This window comes from Nonomuraea sp. NPDC047529, from assembly GCF_040642995.1.
Lineage (GTDB): Bacteria > Actinomycetota > Actinomycetes > Streptosporangiales > Streptosporangiaceae > Nonomuraea.
Genome location: NZ_JBEYTJ010000005.1, coordinates 126,560 through 152,903, shown reverse-complemented (window position 1 = coordinate 152,903; position 26,344 = coordinate 126,560). Strand labels below are relative to the sequence as shown.

Below are 26,344 nucleotides of genomic sequence, written 5' to 3'. Positions count from 1 at the left end.
CGCCGTCTCCGACCACGTACGGCAGGGCCGGGGCCGGCGGGTCAGCCGGGCAGTCGGTCGGTCCATTCAGTGCTGATCGTGACGGGCCCGCTGGAGTGCGCGGTGCCTCCGCTGAGCGGCGCCCAGACGGAGGTACTGCGGAGCTGTCCGGTCTCCGGGTCGATGGTGAGTGTTTCCTGACCGTCGAGCACCGGCACCTGGAACCGCCGTCCGCCGTCGGCATCGCCGAGGTCCTGGACGCCGGGCCGGGCGGCGAGTGCCCGGTAGGCGGCGGCGCGGACCTCGGGTGAGACCGGGGCCTCGCTGACCAGTGACAGGAGGGTTTCCATGGCGGCCCACTCCTGCTGTTCGGCGTTCAGCTTGCCGGCGCTGGTGCGCAGATCGCCGTCCGCGATGGCTGACTTCAGCTTCTCGTACAGGCTGTTCTCGTCGCCGGGGAGCTGCCGTAGCTCCTCGAAAGTCATCCGCAGAGGGCCTATCGCGAACGGCTGAGGCTTGTCGGTGAACTGCTTCAGCTTGCCCTCACCCTTGAGCCCTTCGCCCTTCAGCCAGAACTGACCGTCCTTCTTGTACCAGTACTCCTGCTGCGGCCTGCCCTCCTGGGTGATGGTGATGTGCCAGTACGTCCCTGACCCCTCGGGGGCGCGTTCCGCAGAGGTGGCCGCGACCAGCAGGACGTCTCGCGCACCAGCGGCCGACGGGGAGTTCCCCGCCTGGCCGGGGACGATCACCAGAGCGGCTGCCACTGCCACGGCGGCCAGCCCCAGCACGGGCGCCAGTACGCCGGCGCGCAGCAGCTTGCGGCGGGGCCTGGCAGGCTTCGACTCTTCCTGCAGAGCGGTCATCACGAACTCCTTGAGCAGCTGGTGACGGCCCTCAGGAAGATCCCGTTCCTCCGAGAAGATGTTCATTGGGTGCTCTCCTGCATGGACCGGACCGCGGTGTCGCGGTCGCCATCTATCTGTCGCCGGGTCACGGCGAGTTCCAGCTTTTTCCGAGCCCGGGACAATCGTGATCTGAGCGTCCCGATCGGAATGCCCAGTGCCTCGGCCGCCTCGGCGTAGTCGAGCCCGGCCCCGACGCACAGCAGCAGCACATCCTGTTCATGTCTGCGTAGTCGTCCGATCGCCGTACGCAGCTCGGCCAACCGCTCCTTGTCCGCGATCTGCCCGACCAACTCCTCGGCGAAATCCGGGACGACATCGTTCCGGGGCACCCTGACCATCACCTCCTCGTGACGCCGTCTGGCCCGTCGCAGGTTGCGAGCCACGTTGGTGGCCACCACGAGCAACCACGGCCGCAACGAACCGCCGTCCGGGGCGAGCCGCTGCCGTAGCCGCCACGCCTCCAGGAAGGTCAGCGACACCACGTCGTCGGCCACCGACCAGTCGCCGGTCATCCGGTAGGCGTGGTTGTAGACGGCTTTGGCGTACCGGTCGAAAAGCTCCTCGAACGCGCGTTGATCGCCATCTCGTATGCGGGCGCGCATGTTCACATCCACAAACTGCACTGTCCGCGGACGCGGGCGAGTTCCCGATCGGCCGATTCGGATCGGACCTTGTCGTGATGGAGCGGCTACGAGCGACGGTGCCCTGGGCCTCTCCCGTATGTGGATTCTTCGTAGATCAGGGCGTTGAAGGGGGCATACCTGCCCTTCCCTGGTCGATCGTGGATCGGCTTCATCGGCGCCCTGACGCCGTACCCGCCGACCGCGGCCATGACCACGACGGGTGCCGCCACCTGGTCCGCGAGCTGCAGATCCGCCCTCTGTTCGCCTGCCTGGGGAAACGCCGTTATGTGGTCGAGCGGACCTTCGCCCTGCTTCATGCGTTCTGACGCCTGCGCATGCGCTGGGGTCCACGACGACATCCACGAAGCGTTCCTCACGCAGCTCTAAGCTGCACCGAAACCTGTACTCCCGACGTCAGGCGAGACGCAAGCTCAGCGCTCTACCTCAGTTAGGCCCTGAGGTGCGGAGACGTGCGGCCGCTCGCGAGCGAAGAGCGCGCCGAGAGCCGCGGCGAGAAGGGGAAGGCCGCCTACGACGCCCATGATGGCCGGCCACGGGGTCTCGAACGGCACCCGTACCGGCTCCTCCCACGTGGTCCGCATCGTCAGAGGCCACAGCAGCAACATCCCGGCGGGACACCCGACGATGGCGCCGAGGACTGTTCCGCACAGGGCGCTCATACCGGCGCGGGAGGCGCAGAACCACCGGAAGGCCCCGGCCGATCCACTACCGGCCCGCCTCATGACCCGGGCCTGGCGCGAGTTCGCGGCCCTGCCGAAGCCGGACGTCAGAGCGCACACGAGGGCGGCGAGGAACGCCGCCACGGTGATGGGCAGCCACCCGATCGAAGCCTCGAAGCCCCGTTCGACGTAGATGTCCGCGACTGCGTCGTCCAGTCGATCGTCGAGGCGCTGCTGCTCCTGGGCCGTGACTCGATGGAGGGTGGGGTCGACGATCAGCTCGCTCGGTTGGAGCTGATAGCCGAGATCCCGGACGATTTTCGAAGGGACGAAGATCGTCTCCATGTGGGGGTCGGAGGTCCTGGCGACGATCGCTCGGACGGTCTTGCTCGCCGTGGTCTCATCGTTCTTGTCGATCTCGTAGGCGAGGTCCACCGAGTCGACCTTCACGTCGGCCGACGTGATCACCACGGCCGTGCTCTCGTCGTAAGGCGTCGACTGATCGCCCGTGAGGTACCGCAGCAACTTCTCGTCACCGATGGCCTGATCCCAGTAGACGGCCTCCTCTGGCGTCTCGACGTGCTCCGCCGTGGCGCGGAAGAACCAGGATGGGTCTGGAACGGTCTCGCTCCGGGCGATCGGCACGCCGGGCAGTTCCCGCTCCATCGCCGCTCGTACGGTGGCCGCGTCCGCGGCTGAGAAACCCCCCAGGTGCGCAGGGCTTGACTGCACCAACAAGCTGCCGGGCCTCCCTGAGGGAAGGTATTCGGCCCTGCTCTGCGCCGTTTCGCCGACCGCGATGACCGTCAACGCGAGGCCGAAGGCCGTCACCGTCATCGCCAGCGTGATCGCGAGCACCGCACGGGATCGACGGTGGGCCAGATCGCGGACCGCCAGGCGAAGAGGCAGCGGCAGCCGTTCCGCGAACGGACCGAGGCTCTCCAGCAGCCACGAAGGCAGCGGGCCGAGACCGGTGGCGAGCAGACCCGCGCCGATGAGCGTGATCAGCAGGAACCCGAAGAAATCGATGGCGCCGTAGCGTGAATCTTCACGCGCCAGCCACGCGCCGAGCCCCATCATCCAGAAGCCCACGAACGACGCGAACAATCCTAAGACGACGGCTCTTCGACTCATCACCGCGTGACGGTTGGCCGGGGCGGAAAACAACGCGGTAGGAATGGCCCCCGCCGCGGTCATCAGAGGAAGGCCCACGAGGATGACGACGATCAGGGCCTCGAAGACGTAGAACTCGAGATCGGAAAGCATGCCGGAATAGTAGTGAGCCGTCACGGCGTCGTATACGCGTCCGCCACGCTGGTGCGACTCCTCCACGAGACCTGGGAACGTCCGCGCAAGTGGCCGGCTCGGCCGACAACGGCATTTCCAGGTAACCGCACCTACTCAAAGGCCGATGTTGTCGGCGGGGTGGCTGCGGTAGTGGTCGACGGCGGCGGCGATGTTGCTCCAGCCGATCAGAGGGCAAGGCCGGACCTGCGGCTGAGAAACCGCAGGCCAGGAGCCTGAAGCCGTTCCAGATGAGTGCCCTCAGGCAGAACTCGCCTTAAGAGTCCGACGGACGACAAGGCCACATCATGCCCTCTGCCTGAATCTTTGTAGATGGGGCAGAGCGTGCGACCTTCGGCGGAGAGATATCGGAAAAGATCGCGGCTGCTGATGTGGTGGCTGTCGCCATCTTGGAATGGCTGGCCCGCTGCTTGAAGGTCTGTCGGGGACTTAAGGCAGGCGCTGTCACGCCGGTGAATCGTTGAGAGGCCATGTCCGACTGGTGGCCGCACGTGAGGCGCACCGGGAAAGCCCTGGAGACCCACCGACCAGGTGTCAATGCAGATTGCGGCAAGCCCAGACAAGGTTTTCGTGATCACGGACTCCACGAAAGTCCCTGCGGGATGACCCCTGCTTCGCGAAGCTCACGTGGCGAGACGACCCTGGCGAGGGGCGGGCGAAAGCCCTTCTTGGAATATTTCGATATAGCGGATCGACAGGGGGGGCGTTCATAAACCATGGACAGTGAAACTCTGCGGCTGGCGGAGCCAGGCACTGAAGGGGTTGGCCCGCCAGCCGCGCCCGCCAGCCGCGCCCGCCAGCCGCGCCCGCCAGCCGCGCCCGCCGGCTCAGGCGGCAGGAACACTGGCGACGAGCCCGCCGTCCACGACCAGGTCCTGCCCGGTGATGTAGGCAGCCTCGTCAGAGGCCAGGAACGCCACCGCCGCCGCGACGTTGTCGGCGTGACCGAGGGCGCCGAGCGGTACCTCGGCCGAGTTGCGTGCCTCGCTGCCCGGGTCGGGGTTGGCGTCGCGGTACATCTCGGTGTCGATGTAACCCGGGCTGACCGAGTTGACCCGGATGCCGCGCGGCGCGAGGTCGGCGCCCAGCGTCCGGGCGAGATTGTGGACGGCTGCCTTGCTGGCGGAGTACACGGAGGCGATGGACAGCCCGCGATACAGCGTCCAGGACGCGTTGATGACGATCGCGCTGCCGTCCCCCATCAGCGGCAGCGCCTTCTGGATGGTGAAGAAGACGCCCTTGAAGTTGACGCCGACGGTGTGGTCGAACTCCGCCTCGGTGATCTCGGCGCTCGGCTTGAACACACCCACGCCGGCGTTCGCGAAGACCGCGTCCAGGCCACCGCGCCAGGTTTCGATCCGCCGCATCAGAAGGTCGAGGTCCGCCGGGGAGGCGACGTCGGCCCGAACCGCGAGCACCCGGCCCGAGCCGGACTCTGGCAGGGCGTCCGTCAAGCGGGCGGCCGCAGTGTCGAGACGGACCTGGTCGCGTCCGGTGATGACGACGTACGCGCCTTCGCCCAGGAGCCTCTGCGCCGTGGCGAAGCCCATGCCACTGGCCCCGCCGGTGATCAAAACGGTCTTGCTCAGGAATCGGTTCATGCGGCAATCCTCAAGCGGATCGTCCGTTTCCAGCAGTTCCGGCTGAGCCTAGGTCTGGCACCACCACCTTCAGGCGCTCGCCATCAGCTCCGACAGGCGCGCCCCGGTGGCAGTGCCCGGCTGCGGAGTGTGCAGCATCAGCCGGTGTCCTGGCCGGTCGGGCAACGACAGTGACCTGTACTCGAAGATCAGCTCACCCATCTCCGATGTGCGGACGACCTTGACGCCCTCGGTCGCATTGCCGACCGGATGCTCGGCCCAGATCTCGGCGAAGGCCGGACTCGCGGCGCACATGTCGGCGGCCAGCCTGCCGAATTCCAGGTCGTCCGGGTAGCGGGCCGCGTCGGCGCGGAACTGGCCGACGATCACCCGGGCCGCATCCTCCCAGTGGGTCAGCGAGGAGCGGAAGCGGGCGTTGGTGACGAAGCTCACCAGGCAGTTGTGGTCGTGGTCCGAATAGCCGAACACCAGCTGCGCGGCGCGATTGACCGCGACCAGGTTCCAGTGCCGGTCGAGGATGTAGGCCGGGGACGGGAGCCAACCGTCGATCAACCGCTGCAACTCCGCGGAGACCGGCCGGTCCGACGGCTCGGCCTGGGGCGGGTTGAGCCCGGCGAGCAGGTACAGATGTTCGCGCTCCGCCGTGTCGAAACGGAGCACCCGCGCGACAGCGTCCAGGACCCCGGCCGACACGTGGATCTCCCGCCCCTGCTCCAGCCAGGTGTACCAGGACACCCCTACCCCCGCGAGCACCGCCACCTCCTCGCGCCGCAGCCCCTTGGCACGGCGACCGGAGCCGGCGGGCATACCGACGTCGTACGGAGTCAACCTGGCCCTGCGCGACCTCAGGAACTCGCGGATCTCGGCACTGCGCCGTTGCCGGGCCTCTACCGGAAGTCGGGAAATATCTACTCGCCCATCGTAGGAGCTTCCGAACAGCCCCTCCGTACTACTGACACCCTGATGGCGAAGTCACCCGCGGGCTCTCTGCGGCAGCGACCGGCGATATACGATCAAGAGACTCTCGGCGGTTTGTATGTCTCAAGCGGGTCTCCATCGATCGTGTGGTCACCGCCAGCTCCGTCACGGTGGGTTGTGCGTGGGATCGCACTCATCGGCGAGACCGCTCACTGGGCCGGTCATGGGAGCCACCCTTGTTACGTGCCGCGAGCATGTTGTTCGGGTCGGCCTGCCCGGTGTGTAAGCGGCCTTCTAAAACTCCAGGTCGACACGTGAATCCAGGCGGATGGTCAGAAGGGTACCGATAGGCGGACATCGGAAATACTGGTCGATGGCCGCGTAATCTCTTGATCTTGCCGTTTCTATCGGAGCTACGGCAGTCCTGCTTTGTGACGGCTGGCCGCCGCGCAGGACGAATTCGATGGCCTCGCCGCTGTGGGGGCGTCCGGCCGTCAGCCCCGGTTGGGTGGTGTTCGAGAGTCACCCGGTCTGATCATCGGATCGAACCAATCGGCGTTCCCAGGCCAGGGCTGCGACCACACCGATGGCATAGGCGACCAGGTCCCATGGGTCGGGGAACGCGCCGACCAGGACACCGCCGATGCCCGGCGGGGTCATGCCGACTATTTGGTAGAACTCGACGGCGGCGGCGATCGCGGCCGTGGCCAGGGTGCGGCGTGCGGCGGTGGTGCGCCACAACAGCCCCAAGAACGCGTAGACCAGCATGGTGGCGACGACGTCGCTCACGTAGCCGCGGATGAACGGTTGTCCCGGGCCCCGGTAGAAGAGGACGAACGCGCCGATGGCGAGGGCGACGCCCCCAAGAAGGACCATGGCGCGGCGCATGAGATTGACACTTTCTCCGAATCTCAACGATCAGGACGAACCTGATCATAGAGCTCGTCACCTATGGCGGCATGCTCATTGCGTCAGGTCGGCGACCGCGGTGGAGTGCCATGGCGACGGCATGCCAGCACGCTGGAACGTAGTGACGATTCATCCGTAATGAGACCCGACCAGATGAAACAGGGGGGTTACGGTGCGCTCAGCACCGTCTCGATGACCGCGTCATGGCCGACCCAGCCAGGCCTCGGCGCTGCTTGATCCGCCCACCCAGACGCCGCATGACCGTCCGCCTGGAAATTCCAAGGCCGCCGCCTGTGGAGTTGGCCCGGTTGGTGGACACCTGATCTCTGCGCGGCTCCAGCCGAACGGTAGTCCGCGAGGGCAATAGGTGAGGCCCGGGGACACTGGGCACACCGGCCACGACGGATGTAACCACCAGACGGCCGCCCCTGTTTCCCGACTGCCGTCCCGAGCGGCGACTCAGGTCCTGGTCAAGATGCTGCGGCGCTCGATCATCAGCACGTCCCGCCAGAGACCGTGGTGACAGCCGATGCGCTCGCGGGTGCCCACGACGCGGAAGCCGAGCGCCTGGTGCAGGCTCAGGCTTGCGGCGTTCTCCGGGAAGACACCCGACTGGATCGTCCAGACGCCGGCGTCCTCGGCGGCGATGAACGCCGCCAGCAGCGCCCGGCCGACGCCACCACACTTCAACGCCGTGATCTATGCCCTTGATCTGCTGCTTCCCATTGTCGATCTGGGCCAGCAGTTGGCGTTCAACCCAAGAGGAGCGACGCAGTGGCTCTCTTGCGGGCTGGCTGCGGGCGCTGCCCGATCCAGTCGACGCCGACATCAAGGTCACCCGTCGAGACCAGCTCGGCGGCCTCCTGCATGGAGTACGCCCAGGTCGCATGAGGAGGCACAATATTCGGCACCCACAGGCAACCGCCGCCCCGCCCGTTCGTGTACGGGCGGGACGGCGCCTTCACAACCGAGGCGCCCAGGATGGCGATCGAAACCGTGACCGAGGAGCCGGCGTGATCAGGCCAGGGCGATCAAATCGGCGTAGCCGTCGTTCCACAGATCTTCGACCCCGTCGGGCAGCAGCAGCACTCGGTCCGGCCGAAGCGCTGCGACGGCCCCCTGGTCGTGCGTGACCATCACTACGGCGCCCAGGTACGCGGTCACAGCCGCCAGCACTTCGGCCTTGGAGGCCGGGTCGAGGTTGTTGGTCGGCTCGTCCAGCAGCAGTACGTTGGCCTGGGAGCTGACCAGCCCGGCCAGCGCCAGCCGGGTCTTCTCCCCGCCCGACAGCACCCGGACGGGCTTGTCCACGTCGTCGCCGCTGAACAAGAACGACCCCAGCACCGTCCGGGCCTCGCCGTCGCTCAGGTGCGGGGCGGCGCTGGCCAGGTGCTGTCCGACCGTGTGCGCTGGGTCGAGCGTGTCGTGCTCCTGGGCGAAGTAGCCCAGCCGCAGCCCGTGCCCGTGCACGACCCGTCCCGAGTCGGGCCGCTCGTACCCGGCCAGCAGCCTGAGCAGCGTGGTCTTGCCCGCGCCGTTGAGCCCCAGGACCACGAGCCGGCTGCCCCGGTCGACGGCCAGGTCCACCCCCGCCAGCACCGGCCGCCCGCCGTACGACTTGGCCAGGCTGATCGCGCCGAGTGGCGTGCGGCCGCTGGGCGCGGGCTCGGGCAGCCGGATGCGGGCGACCTTCTCGGCGACGCGGGGCGGGGGAGTCTCGGCGAGCATGCGGTCCGCGCGCCGGGCCATGTCCCTGGCCCGGGTCGCAGTGGCCACGTTGGAGCGCATGCGGCCGGCCTGGGCATGAAGCGCTGCGGCTTTGCGCTCGGCGGTGAACCGCAGGCGCGTCCTGCGACGGTCGTCGGCTTCACGGTCGGCGAGGTAGGCGTGCCAGCCGGTGTTGCGCGCCTCCAGTGCGCCGTGCTCAACGTGCCAGACGCGGTTGACCACGTCGGCCAGCAGTCCGGTGTCATGGGTGATGAGGACCAGGCCTCCGGAATGCCCGGCCAGGAAAGAGCGCAGCCAGGCTATGGAGTCGCCGTCGAGATGGTTCGTCGGCTCGTCGAGCAGCAGGACGCCGGGCTCGGCGAACAGCACCCGGGCAAGTTCCACGCGGCGGCGCTGCCCGCCTGACAAGTCGCCCACCGGCCGGTTCAGCACCCGGTCGGGCAGGCCGAGCCCGGCGGCGACGCGGGCGGCCTCGCCCTCAGCCGCATACCCGCCGCGGGCCTGGAACTCGGCCTCAACCCGGACGTAGCGGGCCATGGCCCGCTCGTCGCCGCGCTCGGCCAGGTCGGACTCGGCGGCCCGCAGGTCGCGGACCGCCTGGTCGAGGCCGCGGACGGACAGGACACGGTCGAGGACGGTGACGGCCGGGTCGGCGGCGGCCGGGTCCTGCGGCAGGTAGCCGACGGGGCCGGTACGGACGATCTCGCCGGCCGCAGGCGGGAGCACTCCGGCAAGGGTCTTCAAGAGGGTCGTTTTGCCGGCGCCGTTACGGCCGACCAGGCCGACGCGGTCGCCGGGGGCGACGTGGGCGGTGACGCCGGACAGCAGGAGATGGGCGCCCGCACGGACATCGACGCCACGTAGGGTAAGCATGGGACTGCACTCCGGATTTGCTAGAGGACACACGGGTGGCGTGGAACCGGGTGTCCTGGCTAGGAAATTCGGGGCACAGACATGAGGCCGAGTGTATGGACAGGCCGTCATGGTCCGCCATCCATTTACTGGCCGCTCACCTTGCCGGCCGCTCGCGGCCCTGGTCAAGGTGCCCCGATCCGGTGTAGGGCTCGAATGCTCGATTCATACGGTGACCTGCAGTTCTTGGCACATTGCGCCTGCCGAAAACGTCATCTACGCAGCTCAAGCGGCATGTGAGTATTCGTGGAGGGCTCCGCCGAGCCGGTCTCGTCGACGTACCTTCAGGTCGACGATTCTGGCTGGATCGGTGGTCCTGGGGTGAGGCCGTTGAAGGCGTACGGGTTGCGCCTGCCGGACAGATCCCGTGAGCGCTTCTTCAGCGCGCTCGGTCGGCGTCGCGCCGGCGCGGCAGGGCGAGGCCGACCCGCGGTTTGCAACGGCAAGGCAGCCGTGGAACGGCTGCTCGGCCGGTTCGCCGACGTTCCCACCGTCGCTGGCTTCCGTCCTGGCAGATCAGCGCCCCGGCTGAGGTGCCCCGTTACCGATCAAGGAGATCAACTGGAGGCCGATCTCTAGTTGGGTTGCGTGCACCGGCCCAGCCGATGTCGCACGAAATTCGCATGAGCTTCGCCGATATCGATGCTGTTCTCATCAAGAGCGTTGGCGATGTGGAAACGACCGGTGTCGAAGATGAACTCCACGGCGAGGGTGCCGTCCGCCAGGTCGTGACGTGATGATGGCCGCCACTCAAGCAGAGCAACCTCGCGGAGTTCCTGGCCGACGAAGGGCTGGAGGCGCTCGTCGGTGTCGGACCAGGCTGGCGTCTGCTCAAGGTATTCCCAGCCGCTGATCGCGGCCGTGGTGTCGATGGTGTTCCAGCCGATCGATAGCTCATCGAGCTTCCAGTGGCAGATCTCCGCCTGGATGCCGTCGAAGTGCAGGACGACGGGGCAGTCGGCGAACCAGTCCCCGTCCTCGACGAAGCGCACGAGCGCGAACCCCGTCAGACGCCGGCCACCAAGCGCGGCCAGGCCAGGTCCATGTTCCTCGCAGATGGCTTCGAGCCCGACGAGAAAGGTTGGCTCGAAGCCGGAGATGCCCATCACGATAGCGATTGTTCAGGTTCATCACGGAACCAGCCAGTCGATATCTGCCGACAAGCCGTGGGCCAGCGTGGCCCGGCTTGGCATCAGAATCCACAGATGACGCGAGCGGTTGACGCGCCCTTCGACCGAGCCGGAACTAAGGGAGAGGGAGACCTGCCGGGGCAGCGTCGAGATTGCGGTGAGTCCCCTCTGGCGAGCGAGGAGCGTTGGTGTTCACGCCGTAGGAGTGCCGCAGTGGCTCTCATATGGGCTGATCGCAGCCAGCTGGGCTCTGGTGGCCACGGTTGTCCCCGGCGTGGGGACGCGTGCTCGGCGAGTGAGCTGCACGTCCAGTAGGGGTTAGGCAGGTATTTGGCACGATCATCCGTGGCGTTGGTCCAGTGTCCGGGCGGTTGTAGCGGGTACTGGAGGTCGAGATGGCGGCAAATTGGGGCCTGAACTGGGGAAACGTCTTCAAGATCATCTGGAGCATATCCCCTGATCATGGTCTTACGGCTGCACGCGGACACCGTCGACTGCTTATCAAGGTCCATAAAACAAAAGACCTGCGGCTGTGAAACCGCAGGTCGATGGCTATAAATGCCGATCTAGGTGAGTGCCCCCGGCAGGATTCGAACCTGCGGCACCCGCTTTAGGAGAGAGGTAGCTGCACGGCCGGACTGTGTGCGCTGACCTGCGCAGATGCTGCGTCCGGCCTTAACCGCGCAGAAGATCATCCCGCGCATGTCCCTGCGCTCGTCCAGGGTGGCCACCATGTCACTCGGTTTCAGGCGGCCCCGGATCGCGGGCTACGAGTATCCGAGAACCGGAAGCCGTACGGCCTGGCGGCGGCGCTGCGCGGCAGTCCAATGCCAAAGATTGTCACGACTCGCCGCGGAAGTATGACGGCGTTATCAGCGTCTGGGCGCACGCGGTTGGTGAGGAACAACATAGCGATCTGGGTAGCGACGCCGAGCACCGTCGCTGCGCCACCGATGACCTGTGTCAATCCCCTCAAACCGTGGAGACGGTCCTATGCCACAGCGGCCCTCACCAGGACCGATGATGCTTGCCTCTTCTCGATCATCTGACGCTCGAATGTGACAGGCGGCAGCCCGTCGTTGGCGCTGTGCCTCCGCTTGACGTTGTAGAAGTCCGCGATCCAGGTCGCGATCTTCAGCCGGCCCTCTGCCCTGGTACGGAAGTGGTGCCGGTGCACAAACTCGACCTTCAGCGTGCTGTTGAGCGACTCGGCGGCTCCGTTGTCGAGCGCGCACCCGACCCGGCCCATCGACTGCACCACCCCATGCTTGCGGCACTCGGCCTGGTAGCGAGCAGCGGTGTACTCCGAGCCGCGGTCCGAATGGAAGATCACCCCGCCCACGTCGCCGCCCCGGGTGGCGACCGCCATCTGCAGCGAAGCGACCGTCAGCGCCGCGTCGTGATGCTCGGACATGGCGTAGCCGAGCAGCCGACGGGAGAACAGATCCTCCACCGAGGCCAAGTACAGCGGCCCCTCATCGGTGTGGATCATTGTGACGTCGCCGACCCACAGCACGTCCGGGGCGACCGCGGTGAACTTCCGGCGCACCAGATCCGGCGCGGCCGGCCGCTTGCCCTGCCGGGTCAGTGAACGCGGCTTCTTCGGCGCCCGCCCGGCCAAGCCGAGCTCGGCCATCCGCCTGGCCACGGTGTTTTCCGACACCCGCCAGCCCGCCTCCCGCAGGTCCTGGGTGATCCGCGGTGAACCGTACGTACCGCCCGAGGCTGCAAACAGGCGCTTGATCTCCGCATCCAACCGGGCCCGCCGCTGCTGGCGGACGGTCGGTGCGTCCGCCCCGATGCGGTTCTTCCACTTGTAAAACCACGACTGGGAGACCTCCAGCGCCCGGCAGGAGGTCGCGTGGTCGATGCCGTGGTCGGTCTTCTGGGAGCAGATGAAGGCCGCCACGCTCACCGGCCCATCGCCTCTTTCACCCACAAGACCACGGAACGCTTGAGGACATCACGCTCGTCCTCCAGCTCCGTGCGTTCCTTCTCCCAGGCCGCCTTCTCCTTGGCGTGCTGCTTGACCAGCTCGGCCTTCTCCCGCCGCAGCCGCGCCAGTTCCTCCTCCGCCGACTCCTTCAGCGTCCCGCCTCCGCTGTCGCCACCGGCCTGCCCTGCCGCGAGCCGGTCCATCTGCACCCAGTTGTACAGCGTGTACTCGTTGATGCCCAGATCCCGCGCGACGTGCGCGACGGGCTTGCCGGTCTCCCTGACGATCCTCACCGCCCCAGCCCGGAACTCCGGATCAAAGCGACGTCTCGTGACTCCTGCCACGACCAAACCTCTCCCGGTTCGGTCTCCACGTTACGAGGGGAAGCCCAGTGCGGCACCAGATCAGGTCCGGAAAGATCGGTTAGCAGGCCACGCGCTTACTGGACGATGGCCCGCCCTTGTGGGACATCTCCGAGCAGGGCGTGCCAATAGAGGGACAGGCCTGGCGGCTCGCAGAGGACGCGTCGGGGCCGAGGTCGGCCGACGGCTACCACCAGATGTGCATGAGCGGCGCCTGTACGCGACGGCTTCGTCGAGGGCATGCCATCCATGATGAGCAGATGCTCGCCCGACTCGGAGGACTCGGTGGCGCTTCACTACTTGAGTTCAGCCACGACGTAGGGTCTTCGCGGGTTCGTGGATGGACCCCTGTCCAGACCAGTCAACGCGCTTTCGGCCATCGGCAACGTATGCTCCACAAGCATCTCGACTCTCTCACTCCGGCGTCGACCAGATCGCGCACGAGGGCCAGCAGGCCGCCTTGCTAGGGCCTGATCTCGGAGAAACGATCGGGAAGTTGAGGCTCGCAACGCCTGGCCGATTACAGCTGCACAGCCACAAGCAAATCTGACACCGCGATTCGGTCTAATCCTACAGCTTCTCGGTCGACTCTCGGGAAGACTTGCTCAACCACCTGAAATCTCGAGATCTTAAGCTTTTGTGGAGCCCCGTCTGACTTGCAGATGCCCGCTACAGATCCGCCTCCTGGCTGACTCGTTAGGATGGTTGAAACCGTCTTTGGCGGTGGTCCTTCGCTGACGCCTGATTGCGCCTACGAATTGAAAATTGTCGCCACGACCTTATGTAGAGATATAACCTCTACTCGATGTTCATTATTCTCTGAAATCAAGAAATGCGTCGCTCCAACGAACGTTCGATCCTTGGAATTAGCCTTGGTTATTGGCTCGAGCGTGTATCGTTCGCTCGTGATGCTCAGGGTAGACCAGGTGATCAGCACCGACACATGGCTGAAGTATTTTTTTGAAGGGGATCCCGCTTCTTCTTCGAGATCTTCAACGAACGAGTTAATGTCCCGTTTGAACTCCATCCAACGGCTTGAGAGCGTTATGCTGTCACCGGAGAACTGGTGTGGATTTACTTGGAGAGTCTCTGGAACCAGATCTTGATCTCCGATACTGAGGTGATAATCGAAGAAGCAGTCGTATCGACCCGAATTTCCGGACAAGGCGCGCAGCTTGTAACCGGGAAGATAGTTCTGAGCCAGAAGTGATATGAAGATTGCAACGACTTCTTCTTCCCATTGCGGCGTCCGCTGGAAGATAAGATCACCGAAACTAGTCTCGTCGTCTAGTGATTCCAGCTCTTGAATGCGGCTTGTTAACTTATTGAGTTCTTCGGTGGCAGTGGCGAAATTGAATCCTGAAGGTCGAGTACTGGATTGCCGGTCTCGCAGAAGGCGATGGGATTGCGTGCGGAGGAGGCGTAGCAGTTGGCCTTCAAGCCATGCAACCAGCGGTTCGACAGCCTGCGGGATGGTCTTGCGTCCGATATCTGGCGAATATTTGTCGTTAAAGTGGATTAACAGGAAATATCGACGCCGTTCCTGAGGCTGCATCGTCTCGGACAGATGCGGCTGTAAGCTAGCCATAGGCATTCCAACCGAAGCAATCATCACGCCGCCGCCGACACCCGGGGCTAGACTAAAACGCTCCGCGCTAGGCTTGCCGATTAGGTTGCGGAACTGCTCTTCGTAATAGGTATTTTTGTATGCAAGGGAAGCGTATACGGATACTTGGTAACCGTTGAAAGCATCCAGGACTGCCTTGGCGTCCTCATCCTCACTATTCTCGAGCTCCTCCAGTTCCCCTGAGAGTAGCGCGCGCAGCGCTTGGTGTGAGCGCTCTACATACACAATCGTATGTTCGCGCTTGTGGGAGGGATTATTTTGTAGCCATTGCAGCTCTTTTGAGTTTTCGAAGTCGAGCGAATGGGGTAGAGGAAAGTGGAAGTCTGGGCTATATGGACCATCAGGATGTTCGACCGATATTTTGATAGATCTCATCCATGCAGGCAGATCTTTGATCCTCTCGCCTAGGGCCACATTGCCTAATGCAGTTGTAGATCTCAAGACCTCGGCCCACATCTGGCCAGAATTGTGCAGCACCTTGCTTATGCTTTTGAGGCTCGTTTGATCATTCAAGCCAACTTTGATAAACGTGCCACTCTTGTAATTTTCAAGGCTAGGATGTGTGGAGTCGACTCGAGTGTAGTCTGGGGGAGGCGCAAGCATTGCTGCAGTTGCCCACTCCCTGCCTCCAACTAGGCGATATCCCACAGCCTCGGCCATGTCTTCTGTCTTCGTATGGATTTCAAAAAGGGGGTGGCCGTAGGATAGGAATGTAGTCCCAACGCCTTTGTGGCCACGGGTTGGATCATTTGATAGGCGCTTATCCGTTACGAATGGCTCAAGGAGATCTTCAAGTCGCGCAGGGTCGATGCCGATTCCGTTGTCAATAATTTCTATGGCGTTTTGATCAAAGTTCAGAATTACGCGAAGCCGAGGGATAGCATCGACTACCTCATCTGTCTGCTCTATCTCCTTTCCCGTCCATCTTGCTTCTATTGCGTCAATGGCATTTTGGACGCCTTCGGCAAATGCATCTAAGCGGCCGTGGTAGCTGTCTATAACACTTCGGACTTGGCTCTGCTCGTAAGCCAGACGTAGGTTTTCGTCCGTTGGACCCTTGGAGAGTGGGTTGAAGCTCCCGGGATAGATCTCCATCGACTTCCCTCATCTAAGACTTACTGTGTGAACTGCTCAAGCCGACCATATCGCTCATCGCGAACGGTTGGCTACGACAGGATGATGGGGAGACCGCCCACAGTCGGGTGTGGGACGCACGTCAAGCCGACCCGCATGCTGTGCGTGACGGCATCGAGATTGCTTGGGCTGTGTCAGTTCAGGTCGGTACCCTAAAGGGTGTTGCAGAAAGTAGTTGAGCGGGCATCTCCCGTTTATGGGTGGGGTGTTACGGGCTGACCCTTTCTGGGTGGAGCCGTTCACCGGGCTGCGGATGGGCCGGTTCCAGTACCTGCTGCGGGTGGTGCGCGAGCGCGGTGGCGAGGGTTCTGGCAAGGGGCGGGGCAGAGGGCGTCCTTGGTGTCTTGCTCTGCCGGAGCGGGTGCTACTGGTCGCCGTCTACAACCGCACCAACCTCACGATGCGGCAGCTGGCGCCGTTGTTAGGGATCTGCCCGGGGGCCATGTGCCGGATCATGCAACGCCTCGGCCCGCTGCTGGCTCTGGAACCCGCGCGGCGGCCGGCCGAGGCCACGGAGCGGCTGTGGACCGTGGACGGCACCCTGATCCCGGTGCGTGACCGCGAGGTTGGCGCTTCCAGCCGGAACTATCGGTTCTCGGCGAACGTGCAGGTCATCATCGATGCCGACACCCGGCTCGTGATGGCGACCGGCCGACCGGCGCCAGGCAACAAGGCCGACGCGCACGTGTGGCGGGACTGCGGCCTGCCGGCCCTTTGCGAGGGCGTCACGACCCTGGCTGATGGCGCGCCTACCTCATACCGGTCTGGTCGTTCCGCACCGAACACGGGCAGGAAGAGCTCTGCTGCGGGCCCGGTGGAGTTGGCCCGGTTTGGTGGGCACCTGATCTCTGGGGAACCCCGGTTCCCGGAATAAGGAGTCTGCTGTGCCGAACAACTATCCGCCGGAGTTTCGCCGGCAGATGGCGGAGTTGGTGCGCGCGGGACGGACGCCGGAGGCTTAGATTCAGACGATCAACGCAACGCTGCTAGTGGATGGGTGGATCGTGGCTCGGATGGGTCGGCCGGGAGTGTCGGACGCGATGAAAGAAGACTTATGGCGGCGCTGGCGCGCCAGTGACTCCATCAGCGTGATCTCCCGGGCACTGGGCAAACCCCCGGGGTCGGTTTTCACGATGCTGAAGCACCATGGCGGCATCGCGTCGGCCGAGCGGGTGCGCCGGGTCGACCGTTTGAGCGCCGAGGACCGGGAATCGATCTCTCGCGGCCTCGAGGCCGGAGCCTCACTACGTTCGATCGCCGTGTCGATCGGCCGCCCGGCATCCACGGTGAGCCGGGAGGTCGCCCGCAACGGTGGCCGAGGCAAGTACCGCGCGGTCGCCGCCGAGCAACGCGCTCAAGAGCAGGCACGTCGCCCAAAACCGTCCGCCCTGCAGGACAACCCGGTGCTGCGCCGGTTGGTGATCGAACTGCTCGACAACGAGTGGTCCCCGGAGCAGATCGTGGGACATCTGCGGCTGATGCACGCCGGCAATCCGCTCATGCGGATCAGCCACGAAAGCATCTACCGCGCGATCTACACGACCCGGTGGAAAGTGATCCCGCGTGAGCTGTGCACCAAGCTGCGCACGCGCCGTCCCATCCGCAAAAACAAGAAGAACACGGTCAAGGGCCAGTGGCGTTCCCAGATTACCGGGGCACGGCCGATCGAGGAACGGCCTGACGCAGCCAACGCCCGAACCGAGCTTGGCCACCTCGAAGGCGATCTCATCGTCGGAGCCAAGAACAGCCAGGTCGCGACGCTGGTCGACCGCAAGTCCCGCTACCTGACCATGGTCGCGCTACCCAGCTGTCACACCACGACGGTCATCCCCGCCCTGCAGCAGGCGTTCTCCCGGATGGATGCTCGCCTGCTCAGCACTCTGACCTGGGACCGCGGTATGGAACTCGCCGGCCACCGGCTGCTGACCGAAGCGACCGGCGTCGACGTCTTCTTCGCGGCACCGCGCAGCCCATGGCAGCGGGGCACAAACGAGAACACGAACAAACTGATCCGGCAATACCTACAAAAGGCATCGATCTGAGCCTGTACAGCCAAGCCGACCTCGACGCCCTGGCCGCCCGACTGAACAACCGCCCACGCAAGTGCCTCGGCTACCGAACCCCGGCCCAATGTGTTGCCTTGACTCTTTGAATCTAAGGTGGCTCGTTTGAGGATGTCGACGTCCTCGCGAGGGCGCCGATTCTCCCGCCGCGGCGCCTCAACTCCTGGCGCTCTCTGATGGTCAGCTTCTTGCGCTCACCGACACCAGCATCGGACTGGCGAACCCAGTGGCGGACTGCGTCCCGGTGAGGCCAAGTCCTTGGCCACCTGTTTGACCAAGCGGCCACCGCACCAGCACAGATCCATGATTTCGGCTATGACCTCCGCTGAGAACGAGCGGCAAGGGCGCGCTTTGACCTTCTCATCCTCTCCATCATGGAGCACTCGCCTGTCCGTAACCACGCGTGGTCGACGCCGGTCGCATCGTCAAGTGCGCGCGAGAGGCGCGCAGGCTAGCACAGTACTTTCAGAGCGCAACCCTCCTCCTCCGCCGCCGCAGAAGCGCCAAGATTGCGACAGCCGCAAGGGTCATCCAGACCTTGCCGAGAATCTGCCCGGAGAGATACTCGAGCGAGCCGAAGGCCAGTTGTAGGAACAAGAGACTGTCACAGATGATGCCTATCGCATTCGAGGCAACCATGGCGATCAGCAGTCCTCGCTGTCGAAGCGGTTCGTATACAACAAAGTCCGCTAGTTCGGCGACGGCGAAGGCTACAGTTGATGCCACAGCGAGGTCGGGATCGGCCAGCACGTATGAGATGACGATGCCAGCCGCTATGGCTCCCAAGACTGCGAGGCGGCCGGCCGCTTCTCGGCTGAGGTCTCGGAGGACGAGCGCCAATCCCACCAGGTAGACACCGGCGGGCGCTAGGTAGCCGAAGCCCACAGGGACCGCGCCAAGGTGGGTCACTGCCAGGTTGGCCGCAGGGATCGTAGCGATGTACGCAATGAGCGCGACGCTGCCAGCGGTTACGGAAGCCTTCACGTTCTACTCTCTGTTCAAGTGGCTGCTTGGCCCGGCCGGTGACAGCAGGGCGAACTTCCAGACAGTACAGCCAACAGCACCGACAACTGTGTGAATCCCGCTGTTATCGGACATGCTGCGCCCGGCGGATAGAACGTATGATCTTGACTCGCGAAGGGCGGCACCTTCTTGCTGGGCAACCCCGCTGTCACAAGTACACGACTTCCCTTGCTGCGGCTGTCAGGATCGCAAGAAACTGCTACACCTGCCGCCGGCGTAGGGGGCGCACTTTCGCCTGATCGATTCGTGGCGTCATCTGGTTCTGCCGCTTGATGACCTCTAGCCTGGCACCTGTGATGCGCAAGCAGCCTGCGGAGGCACTCCAGTGGCGGTGCGTCGAACTGGGGGACTGCGGCCAGGTTGGCAGGGACATCTTCTGGAAACTACGATGTCTACCGGGTTCGGTGTGGTGTAAGTTTCTGTTGGCTTCCAAGCGAACAGAGGGCGATCAAGTGACTACAGATATGCGCAAGGCCGTGGTGCTCCTGAGCGGAGGGCTCGACTCGACGACCGTTCTTGCGATCGCGCGGGAGGAGGGGTACGAGACCTATGCTCTCAGCTTCCGCTACGGGCAGCGTCACACCGAGGAGCTCGAGGCGGCCAAGAAGGTAGCTGTTGAGTTCGGTGCCACCCAACATGTGATCGCCGACATCAACCTCGCAGTCTTCGGCGGATCCGCGCTTACCGATCACGCGCTCGACGTGCCCCACCACGAGAGCGTGGAAGATCTGGACGCTGGCATCCCAATCACTTATGTTCCAGCTCGCAATACGGTGTTCCTCTCCTTTGCGCTCGCCTGGGCCGAGACGCTTGGTTCCTCTGACATCTTCATCGGAGTCAACGCTCTCGACTACTCCGGCTACCCCGACTGCCGACCTGAGTACATCCAGGCATACGAGCGCATGGCCAACCTCGCGACAAAGGCCGGCGTTGAAGGCACACAGAAGCTGAAGATCCACACTCCTCTGATCAACCTCACCAAAGCGCAGACGATCCAGCGGGGCCTTGATCTAGGCGTCGACTACTCTCTGACCCACAGTTGCTACGACCCGATCGACGGTCGTGCTTGCGAGACTTGCGACTCTTGCCTCCTTCGTGGGCGAGGTTTCGCGGAGTTGGGTCTAGTGGACCCGTCTTTCACATCGAAGGCTTGATTCGCGTGTATCGCATCAAAGAGATCTTTTACACCCTTCAAGGCGAGGGAAGTCACGCAGGGCGACCGTCTGTGTTCTGTCGGTTCACCAGCTGTAATTTGTGGACGGGTAGGGAAGAAGATCGACACCGAGCGATCTGCAAGTTCTGCGATACGGATTTCGTCGGCACGGATGGCCCAGGCGGCGGACGTTTCAAGACGGCTGCCGATCTCGCTGCGGCCGTTGCCAAGACGTGGCGGGGCAAATCTCATTCGCGTAGTCGACCTTATGTAGTCTGCACGGGTGGAGAGCCACTACTTCAACTCGATGAGGAAGCAGTCGACGCCCTGCACGTTGAAGGATTCGAAGTGGCCATTGAATCCAATGGTACCCGGGCAGCTCCCGCTGGCATCGACTGGATCTGCGTGAGTCCCAAGGCAGGCACCGAGTTGGTCCTGACATCGGGGCACGATCTGAAGCTGGTCTACCCGCAGGTCGGAGCCGAGCCGGAGCTCTTTGAAGACCTTGACTTTGATCGTTTCCTGCTGCAGCCCATGGACGGCGAGGATCTCATCGCCAACACCAAGGCGGCTATCGAGTATTGCCTTGATCATCCTCAATGGCAGTTGAGCGTCCAGACCCACAAGATTTTGGGAATCCGTTGATCGAGATCTTTCGTGAATTTTCGTTCGAAGCAGCCCACAGGCTGCCGAACGTACCTGAGGGCCATAAGTGCGCCAGGCTTCACGGACACAGCTATCGAGTCGAAGTACACATCCGCGGTGAAGTCGATCCTGTCACAGGGTGGTTGATTGACTTCGGTGAGATCAAGAAGGCATTCAATCCGCTGCTGAACCAACTCGACCATTACTACTTGAACGAGATCGCAGGGCTTGAGAACCCCACTAGCGAAGTCCTCGCAAAGTGGATCTGGGATCGACTGGTCGACTCGTTGCCGCTGTGGGCGATCCATGTCCGAGAGACGTGCACTTCTGGATGCATCTACCGAGGGGAGGGTTGATGCTCGTAGATGTGCAGGCGGCACCCGACAGTCGTGGCGTAGCACTGGACGAAGTTGGGATCGAAGGCCTCCGGTATCCAGTCCTCGTAGCCGATGGCCAGGGTGCCAAGCGTGAGACCGTGGCCACGGCCGCGATGTCGGTAATGCTGGGACCTGAGGTCAAGGGCGCTCATCTGAGCCGCTTCATTGAAGTGCTGCATGGTTCTCGCGAGCAACTGACCTCGTCTACGGCGGTTGGTCTGGCGGACGAGTTGCGGGAGCACATGGGGAGCGCCAGCGCGCGCGTCCACCTGGTCTTCCCCTACTTCCTTGAGCGTGAAGCACCCGTTACGCGCTCACGTGCCTTCGTCGAGTACACCTGTGCTGTTACCGTGACCAGCAGTGTGGCCGATACCCAGTTGATGTTGAGTGTCGAGGTTCCGGTCACTAGCGTGTGCCCCTGTAGCAAAGCCATCAGCGATCGTGGTGCGCACAATCAGCGAGGTCACATCACTATTGAAGTTAAGCCGTCGGACCACGCGACCGACCTGTGGTTTGACGAGTTGATCGACATTGCCGAGGGCGCGGCTTCGTCACCGGTCTATGCGTTGCTCAAGCGTCCGGATGAGCGTCATGTGACCATGGCTGGCTACGACAACCCAGTCTTCGTCGAAGATATGGTTCGTAACGTCTGCCAGGTCCTGTCGGCTTCTGACCGCATCACCGCTTATCGCGTGCGCGCCGTCAACGACGAGAGCATTCACAATCATGCGGCATATGCGCAGGTCTCTTGGACCTCGCCGAACGGCGCGTAGTGCCATGGCCGACAGTGTTGGTCGAAACGGCCAAGCCGTGCATGTTGTGGTGACATGCACCAATCGCAAGCGACTCCCCGTCCCTGAGCACCTCCGTGTTCGCAGCTTGAAGGCCAAGAGAGCGGATGAGCGTTGCGACGAATGGATCAAGCGCCTATCAGGCGCCGAGACTCTAGTGCCCGCGAGCAGTCTGTACGCAGGCGAACACTGGCTCATCGCACGTGACCTAGCAGAGGTAGTTGGCCAAGAGGCAACTCTATGGGTGTGTTCCGCAGGGTACGGACTGATCCCTGTAGACGCGCCCGTAGCCCCGTATGCGGGTACGTTTGCCTTTGGGCATGAGGACTCGGTGTCCACGGACACTGAGGGGACCCGCCAGTGGTGGGAACTCCTCGCCCAGTGGGTCGGGCCGCGTGCTGGGCAGCCGCGTTCCCTCACCGCGCTGGCCAGTCTCTATCCCGACGCAACGATCATTGCTGTGCTCTCTGATCCCTATCTTCGCGCATGTGCAGACGACCTGCGAGAAGCCTCTTTGAGGCTGTCCGATAGCGATAGCCTCTCGGTCATCGGGCCGGCCGGGCGCTGTGCTGATATCGATGACCTGGTGGTCCCCGTCACGGCAGCTCTCCGGTCTGTAGTCGGTGGGAGCCTCCTTTCGCTGAATGCCCGAGCGGCGATGCATGTGCTCAAGGAATCACGTCTGCGTGGAGACGCCGTACAGCGCCCGCTGCTGGTCAAGCTCATGAGCGACGCCCTTGCAACAGCACCGGAGATTCCTCGAAAGCCGGCTGGGATCCGCATGACAGACGATGAAGTCCGCGCCTTCATCCGAAAGCGACTGGAATACGGGCCTACATCGGCGACCCCTCTACTACGCGAACTACGGAGCTCAGGGCTCTCCTGTGAGCAAGCTCGTTTCAGGGACCTTTTTTTCGAAGAGCAGCGTGCTTCGGCGGGTGACTGGCAGTGACGACGCCACAGTGGACCGATTCGATCGAAGTCCGTGCTCTTCGGATCATTCAGGTGAAGGACTATCCGCTATTTGCGTTCATGCTACGTGCGGATCAAGTGCTGAAGTTCGCTGATATCTCCAGAGTGAGCAGGGACGAAGCAGGGAAGCTGATCGGATACCAGCGTCCGCAGGTGAAGAAGCACATCCAAGAAATCGTCCAATACTTGGACAGTGACCTACCAATTTTTCCGAACCCGATCATCATGGCGCTGTCTTCACGAGTCCATTTCAGATGCACCCGCGGTGGAAACAGGTATCCAGACGATGGTGTCTCGGATACGGGCAGACTCGTGGTCCCTCTTCCCGAGGAGGGAAAGCCCAAGCCAGCTTGGATCGTCGACGGACAGCAGCGCGCACTGGCACTCTCTCAAGCGCGCCGCCAGGACTTCCCGACGCCGATCATCGCCTTCATCGCGGACACGGTAAATTTGCAGCGAGATCAATTCGTCCGGATCAACAACACCAAACCTCTGCCACGTGGCTTGGTGACAGAACTCCTTCCCGAGGTCGATAGTCCGCTTCCGCCGCGACTCGCCATTAGGAAGGCCCCATCGCAGTTGTGCGACATCCTGAATTCGGACAAAAACTCACCATTCTGTGGTCTCATCAAACGTGCCTCCTCTGCTGGTAGTAAGCAGTCCGGTGCAGTAGTTACCGACACCGGAATCGTGGACATGATTCAGGAGAGCCTCACATCCCATTCTGGAGCCCTCTACCCTTATCGCGACATCGGCCGGGGGGAGACCGACTTCGACGGAATCATCCAGGCGCTCTTCCTCTACTGGACGGCGGTTCGGGAGACATTCCCGGATGCGTGGGGCAAGCCACCGGAGAAAAGCCGACTCATGCATGGTGCTGGAATCAGGGCAATGGGCCGTCTTATGGATCGGATTCTGGGCGTCGTCGACCCCTTGCGAAGTGATGCGCCCGAAACAGTGAGAAAGCATTTGGAACTTATCGCCCCGCACTGCAGGTGGACGTCGGGCGTATGGGAAGAGATAGGGCACCGATGGAATGAGATCGAGAATGTAAGCAAGCACGTTCACGAACTCTCTAACTATCTCATTCGCGTCTATCAGATTGCACGTAGGGGGCTCGCGTGAAGTTCTACTTTCCGGACAGTCAGGACCAAGTGAGTCCTACATTTAACTTCTTCACTGAGGAACACTCCCCGCACCGTGTGCGGCAGCGCGATGACAAGTACGCGCACGAGATACTTAAACCATTGCCCTACGACGGTCTCCTTGTCAGCAAGGCGATTGTTGACGGATCTGTAAAAGGGGCAGGAAAGTACTCAATGCCGCAGCGAGAGCGGCTCTACCGGCTAGGTGTGCGCAGGTATTTCAGGCTCCCTGAGAACATTGTGACGATCGGGGATTGTGGTGCCTTCAATTACGCCGATGAAGAGCTTCCTCCATATACGATCGATGAGGTCCTAGACTTCTATGAGCGTTGCGGTTTCCACGCTGGGATCAGCATCGACCACGTAATCTTCGGCTATGATCCGAAAGTCTCGGACGAGGAAGCAAATCCGGTGTGGAAAACGCGACGCGAGATCTCGCTCCGCTATGCAGCCGACTTCTACGAGGCCGTTGAACGCAGAGGAAATAAGATCGAACCTGTGGGCGCTGCTCAAGGATGGAGCCCTGCCAGTTACGCGGACAGCGTGCAACGCCTACAAAAAATTGGTTATAAGCGTATCGCTCTCGGGGGCATGGTACCTCTAAAGACTGCTGACATTCTCGCTTGCCTGAAAGAAATAGATCAGGTGCGCTCGTCTACCACAGAGTTGCATCTCTTGGGGATCACAAGAGTGGCATCGATGGAAGAGTTTGCCCTCCACGGCGTCACTAGTTTCGATAGCACCTCGCCGTTTCGGCAGTCGTTTATGGACGATCGTAACAACTACCACACGGCTGGCATGGCTTACACCGCTATTCGCGTTCCACAGGTCGATGGAAATCCCGCCCTCAAACGACGGATCCTGGCAGGCGAGGTCTCGCAGGTGAAAGCTAGGTCTGCAGAGCGGGAATGCATGAAGCGCCTGCGTGCATATGACGAAGGCTCTGAGACCGTGGACAGAGTGATTGAGATCCTCGAAGATTATGAACGATTGGTTGAGTCGGACAAGAAACAGAGCAGAGTTCCGGCCTATCGCGTTACTCTCGAAGCCAAACCCTGGAAGTCATGCAAGTGCACGATCTGCGCTGCGCACGGTGTTGAGATAGCCATCTTCCGCGGATCTGAACGGAACAAGAGACGTGGGTTCCACAACTTGTCGGTGTTCGCCACTAAGATGCACCACATCAAGCACCCCCTTGGACAGGAGAACTAATGGCCGACCGCCAGATCCTTCGTCTTCCAGCGTTGGAGGTCCGGCAGGGATCGCGCCGCATTTATTGCTTCGCCGTCGACGGCAAGAGGCTGCACGAGTTCGCAGCGGTTTCCCGCATACGTCGTGACGCGAAAGACCAGCTCCAGGGGTATCAACGGCCTGAGGTCGCTAGCCACATCCGAGCTATCCAGCGCTACCTCGAGTCGGAGAATCCGATGCTGCCGAACGCGCTAGTGCTCGCCTTCGACAGCCGCGTTCGCTTCGAACCTGCGGTCACGAGCCATGAAGTCGGCTACTCGGTGCCCGGCGAACTGGCCATCCCCCTAGACGAAACCCTAGAGGATGACGAGAAGCCGGCATGGGTAGTCGACGGCCAACAGCGAAGTGCTGCTATCCGAGACGCCGACATCGGAGAGTTCCCCGTCGCGGCGGTCGGATTCATAGCGGACAACGATGCCGAGCAGCGCGCACAGTTCATCCTCGTAAACAACACCAAACCCCTTCCTAAGGGCCTGATCCACGAACTCCTGCCGGATACGAACACTCATCTGCCGCCGACTTACGCTCGTCGCCAACTTCCTGCAGCCCTGATGACCCGCCTCAATGGGATGTTCAACGGTCCGTTCTATCGAGCCATCGCCACGCCCACATCTCCCGATGGCTACATCAAGGACAACAGCATCCTCCGCATGATCGAGCACAGTCTGTATCAAGGTGCTCTCTATCAGTATCGCGATCCCATGGACGGTGCTGGCGACGTCGATAGGATGCTTGCACATCTCAATACCTATTGGGGTTTGGTGCGGGAGACGTTCCCCGAGGCGTGGTCGCTGCCGCCGAGGCTCTCGAGGCTCACCCATGGCGTAGGGATTCAGGCAATGGGGTTCATCATGGATCATCTAACGGAGGATCTACCTCCTCAGGAGGTCCCTGGCGCGGTTAGCAACGCACTCAAGCGAATTGAGGCTGGCGCTGCCTGGACGGGCGGTTCCTGGAAGTTCGGCTCAAGCGAGGCCCGCAAGTGGAACAGCTTCCAGAACACGCCTAATGACGTCCGCCTGCTCACGGACGGTTTGTTGTATCTGATCAACCAAGAAGCTCTCTTCTGAGAGGGGTGGTGATCGAACACGGAGGTATTTCTCTGCCCAACGACACTTTGAGGAGGGTTGGTATCGGCCCCTCCTCAAAGTACTTGCGTAGCGGCCCTTCCG

Annotated in this window: 22 protein-coding genes; 9 read left to right on the top strand and 13 right to left on the bottom strand. The window is 62.8% G+C overall.

What is annotated here, in order from left to right; all coding sequences use genetic code 11:
• Positions 1–41 precede the first annotated feature (41 nt).
• The 12 genes from ABZ815_RS10880 to ABZ815_RS10825 form a co-directional block, all read right to left on the bottom strand.
• Positions 42–911 carry a CU044_5270 family protein gene (locus tag ABZ815_RS10880; protein ID WP_357696344.1) on the bottom strand — a complete coding sequence of 290 codons (870 nt, stop codon included), beginning with the start codon at positions 909–911 and terminating at the stop codon, positions 42–44.
• The gene (locus ABZ815_RS10875) at positions 908–1,501 is read right to left on the bottom strand and encodes an RNA polymerase sigma factor (RefSeq protein ID WP_357696343.1); all 594 of its coding nucleotides are present in this window, start codon (positions 1,499–1,501) and stop codon (positions 908–910) included. The genes ABZ815_RS10880 and ABZ815_RS10875 overlap by 4 nt, the downstream gene beginning before the upstream one ends.
• A gap of 440 nt (positions 1,502–1,941) precedes the next feature.
• Positions 1,942–3,456: a hypothetical protein gene (locus ABZ815_RS10870; protein WP_357696341.1), complete on the bottom strand. Its 1,515-nt coding sequence runs from the start codon at positions 3,454–3,456 to the stop codon at positions 1,942–1,944.
• Between the two features lie 866 nt (positions 3,457–4,322).
• Positions 4,323–5,096, bottom strand: a complete 774-nt coding sequence (locus ABZ815_RS10865) for an SDR family oxidoreductase (protein WP_357696339.1) — start codon at positions 5,094–5,096, stop codon at positions 4,323–4,325.
• Between the two features lie 69 nt (positions 5,097–5,165).
• A complete protein-coding gene (locus tag ABZ815_RS10860) occupies positions 5,166–5,945 on the bottom strand; it encodes a helix-turn-helix transcriptional regulator (RefSeq protein ID WP_357696670.1) in 780 nt (259 codons plus the stop codon).
• 591 nt (positions 5,946–6,536) lie between these two features.
• The gene (locus ABZ815_RS10855) at positions 6,537–6,890 is read right to left on the bottom strand and encodes a DUF2809 domain-containing protein (RefSeq protein ID WP_357696337.1); all 354 of its coding nucleotides are present in this window, start codon (positions 6,888–6,890) and stop codon (positions 6,537–6,539) included.
• Between the two features lie 492 nt (positions 6,891–7,382).
• Positions 7,383–7,613: a hypothetical protein gene (locus tag ABZ815_RS10850; protein WP_357696335.1), complete on the bottom strand. Its 231-nt coding sequence runs from the start codon at positions 7,611–7,613 to the stop codon at positions 7,383–7,385.
• A 327-nt stretch (positions 7,614–7,940) separates the two neighbouring features.
• Positions 7,941–9,524, bottom strand: coding sequence for an ABC-F family ATP-binding cassette domain-containing protein (locus ABZ815_RS10845; protein ID WP_357696333.1), 1,584 nt, complete (start codon positions 9,522–9,524; stop codon positions 7,941–7,943).
• 614 nt (positions 9,525–10,138) lie between these two features.
• Entirely contained in the window at positions 10,139–10,672 is a 534-nt protein-coding gene (locus tag ABZ815_RS10840; RefSeq protein WP_357696331.1) for a hypothetical protein, read from the bottom strand.
• A gap of 1,012 nt (positions 10,673–11,684) precedes the next feature.
• The gene (locus tag ABZ815_RS10835; protein WP_357696329.1) at positions 11,685–12,608 is read right to left on the bottom strand and encodes an IS3 family transposase; all 924 of its coding nucleotides are present in this window, start codon (positions 12,606–12,608) and stop codon (positions 11,685–11,687) included.
• On the bottom strand, positions 12,605–12,973 hold the full coding sequence (locus ABZ815_RS10830; RefSeq protein WP_357696327.1) for a transposase: 369 nt from the start codon (positions 12,971–12,973) through the stop codon (positions 12,605–12,607). The genes ABZ815_RS10835 and ABZ815_RS10830 overlap by 4 nt, the downstream gene beginning before the upstream one ends.
• A gap of 769 nt (positions 12,974–13,742) precedes the next feature.
• Positions 13,743–15,713 (bottom strand): ATP-binding protein, encoded by a 1,971-nt coding sequence (locus ABZ815_RS10825; protein WP_357696326.1) that lies wholly within the window; start codon positions 15,711–15,713, stop codon positions 13,743–13,745.
• Between the two features lie 268 nt (positions 15,714–15,981).
• On the opposite strand from ABZ815_RS10825, the gene ABZ815_RS10820 reads away from it, so the two are divergent.
• Positions 15,982–16,626 carry a transposase family protein gene (locus ABZ815_RS10820; RefSeq protein WP_357696324.1) on the top strand — a complete coding sequence of 215 codons (645 nt, stop codon included), beginning with the start codon at positions 15,982–15,984 and terminating at the stop codon, positions 16,624–16,626.
• A gap of 166 nt (positions 16,627–16,792) precedes the next feature.
• Complete coding sequence (locus tag ABZ815_RS10815; RefSeq protein WP_357696322.1) at positions 16,793–17,794, top strand: IS30 family transposase; 1,002 nt, start codon at positions 16,793–16,795, stop codon at positions 17,792–17,794.
• Between the two features lie 486 nt (positions 17,795–18,280).
• Here the strand turns inward: ABZ815_RS10815 and ABZ815_RS10810 are convergent, their stop codons facing one another.
• Complete coding sequence (locus ABZ815_RS10810; RefSeq protein ID WP_357696320.1) at positions 18,281–18,799, bottom strand: VUT family protein; 519 nt, start codon at positions 18,797–18,799, stop codon at positions 18,281–18,283.
• 503 nt (positions 18,800–19,302) lie between these two features.
• Here ABZ815_RS10810 and queC point away from each other — a divergent pair.
• The 7 genes from queC (at position 19,303) to dbpB (ABZ815_RS10775) (ending at position 26,242) form a co-directional block, all read left to right on the top strand.
• On the top strand, positions 19,303–19,992 hold the full coding sequence (queC, locus tag ABZ815_RS10805; protein WP_357696668.1) for a 7-cyano-7-deazaguanine synthase QueC: 690 nt from the start codon (positions 19,303–19,305) through the stop codon (positions 19,990–19,992).
• Between the two features lie 5 nt (positions 19,993–19,997).
• A complete protein-coding gene (queE, locus tag ABZ815_RS10800) occupies positions 19,998–20,636 on the top strand; it encodes a 7-carboxy-7-deazaguanine synthase (protein WP_357696318.1) in 639 nt (212 codons plus the stop codon).
• Entirely contained in the window at positions 20,591–20,992 is a 402-nt protein-coding gene (queD, locus tag ABZ815_RS10795; RefSeq protein WP_357696316.1) for a 6-carboxytetrahydropterin synthase QueD, read from the top strand. The genes queE and queD overlap by 46 nt, the downstream gene beginning before the upstream one ends.
• Positions 20,992–21,786, top strand: coding sequence for a GTP cyclohydrolase FolE2 (folE2, locus tag ABZ815_RS10790; protein WP_357696314.1), 795 nt, complete (start codon positions 20,992–20,994; stop codon positions 21,784–21,786). The genes queD and folE2 overlap by 1 nt, the downstream gene beginning before the upstream one ends.
• Positions 21,787–22,752: 966 nt before the next feature.
• Positions 22,753–23,901: a DGQHR domain-containing protein DpdB gene (gene dbpB / locus ABZ815_RS10785; RefSeq protein ID WP_357696312.1), complete on the top strand. Its 1,149-nt coding sequence runs from the start codon at positions 22,753–22,755 to the stop codon at positions 23,899–23,901.
• Entirely contained in the window at positions 23,898–25,133 is a 1,236-nt protein-coding gene (dpdA, locus tag ABZ815_RS10780; protein ID WP_357696310.1) for a tRNA-guanine transglycosylase DpdA, read from the top strand. The genes dbpB (ABZ815_RS10785) and dpdA overlap by 4 nt, the downstream gene beginning before the upstream one ends.
• Entirely contained in the window at positions 25,133–26,242 is a 1,110-nt protein-coding gene (dbpB, locus tag ABZ815_RS10775) for a DGQHR domain-containing protein DpdB (RefSeq protein WP_357696308.1), read from the top strand. The genes dpdA and dbpB (ABZ815_RS10775) overlap by 1 nt, the downstream gene beginning before the upstream one ends.
• Positions 26,243–26,344: the final 102 nt, after the last annotated feature.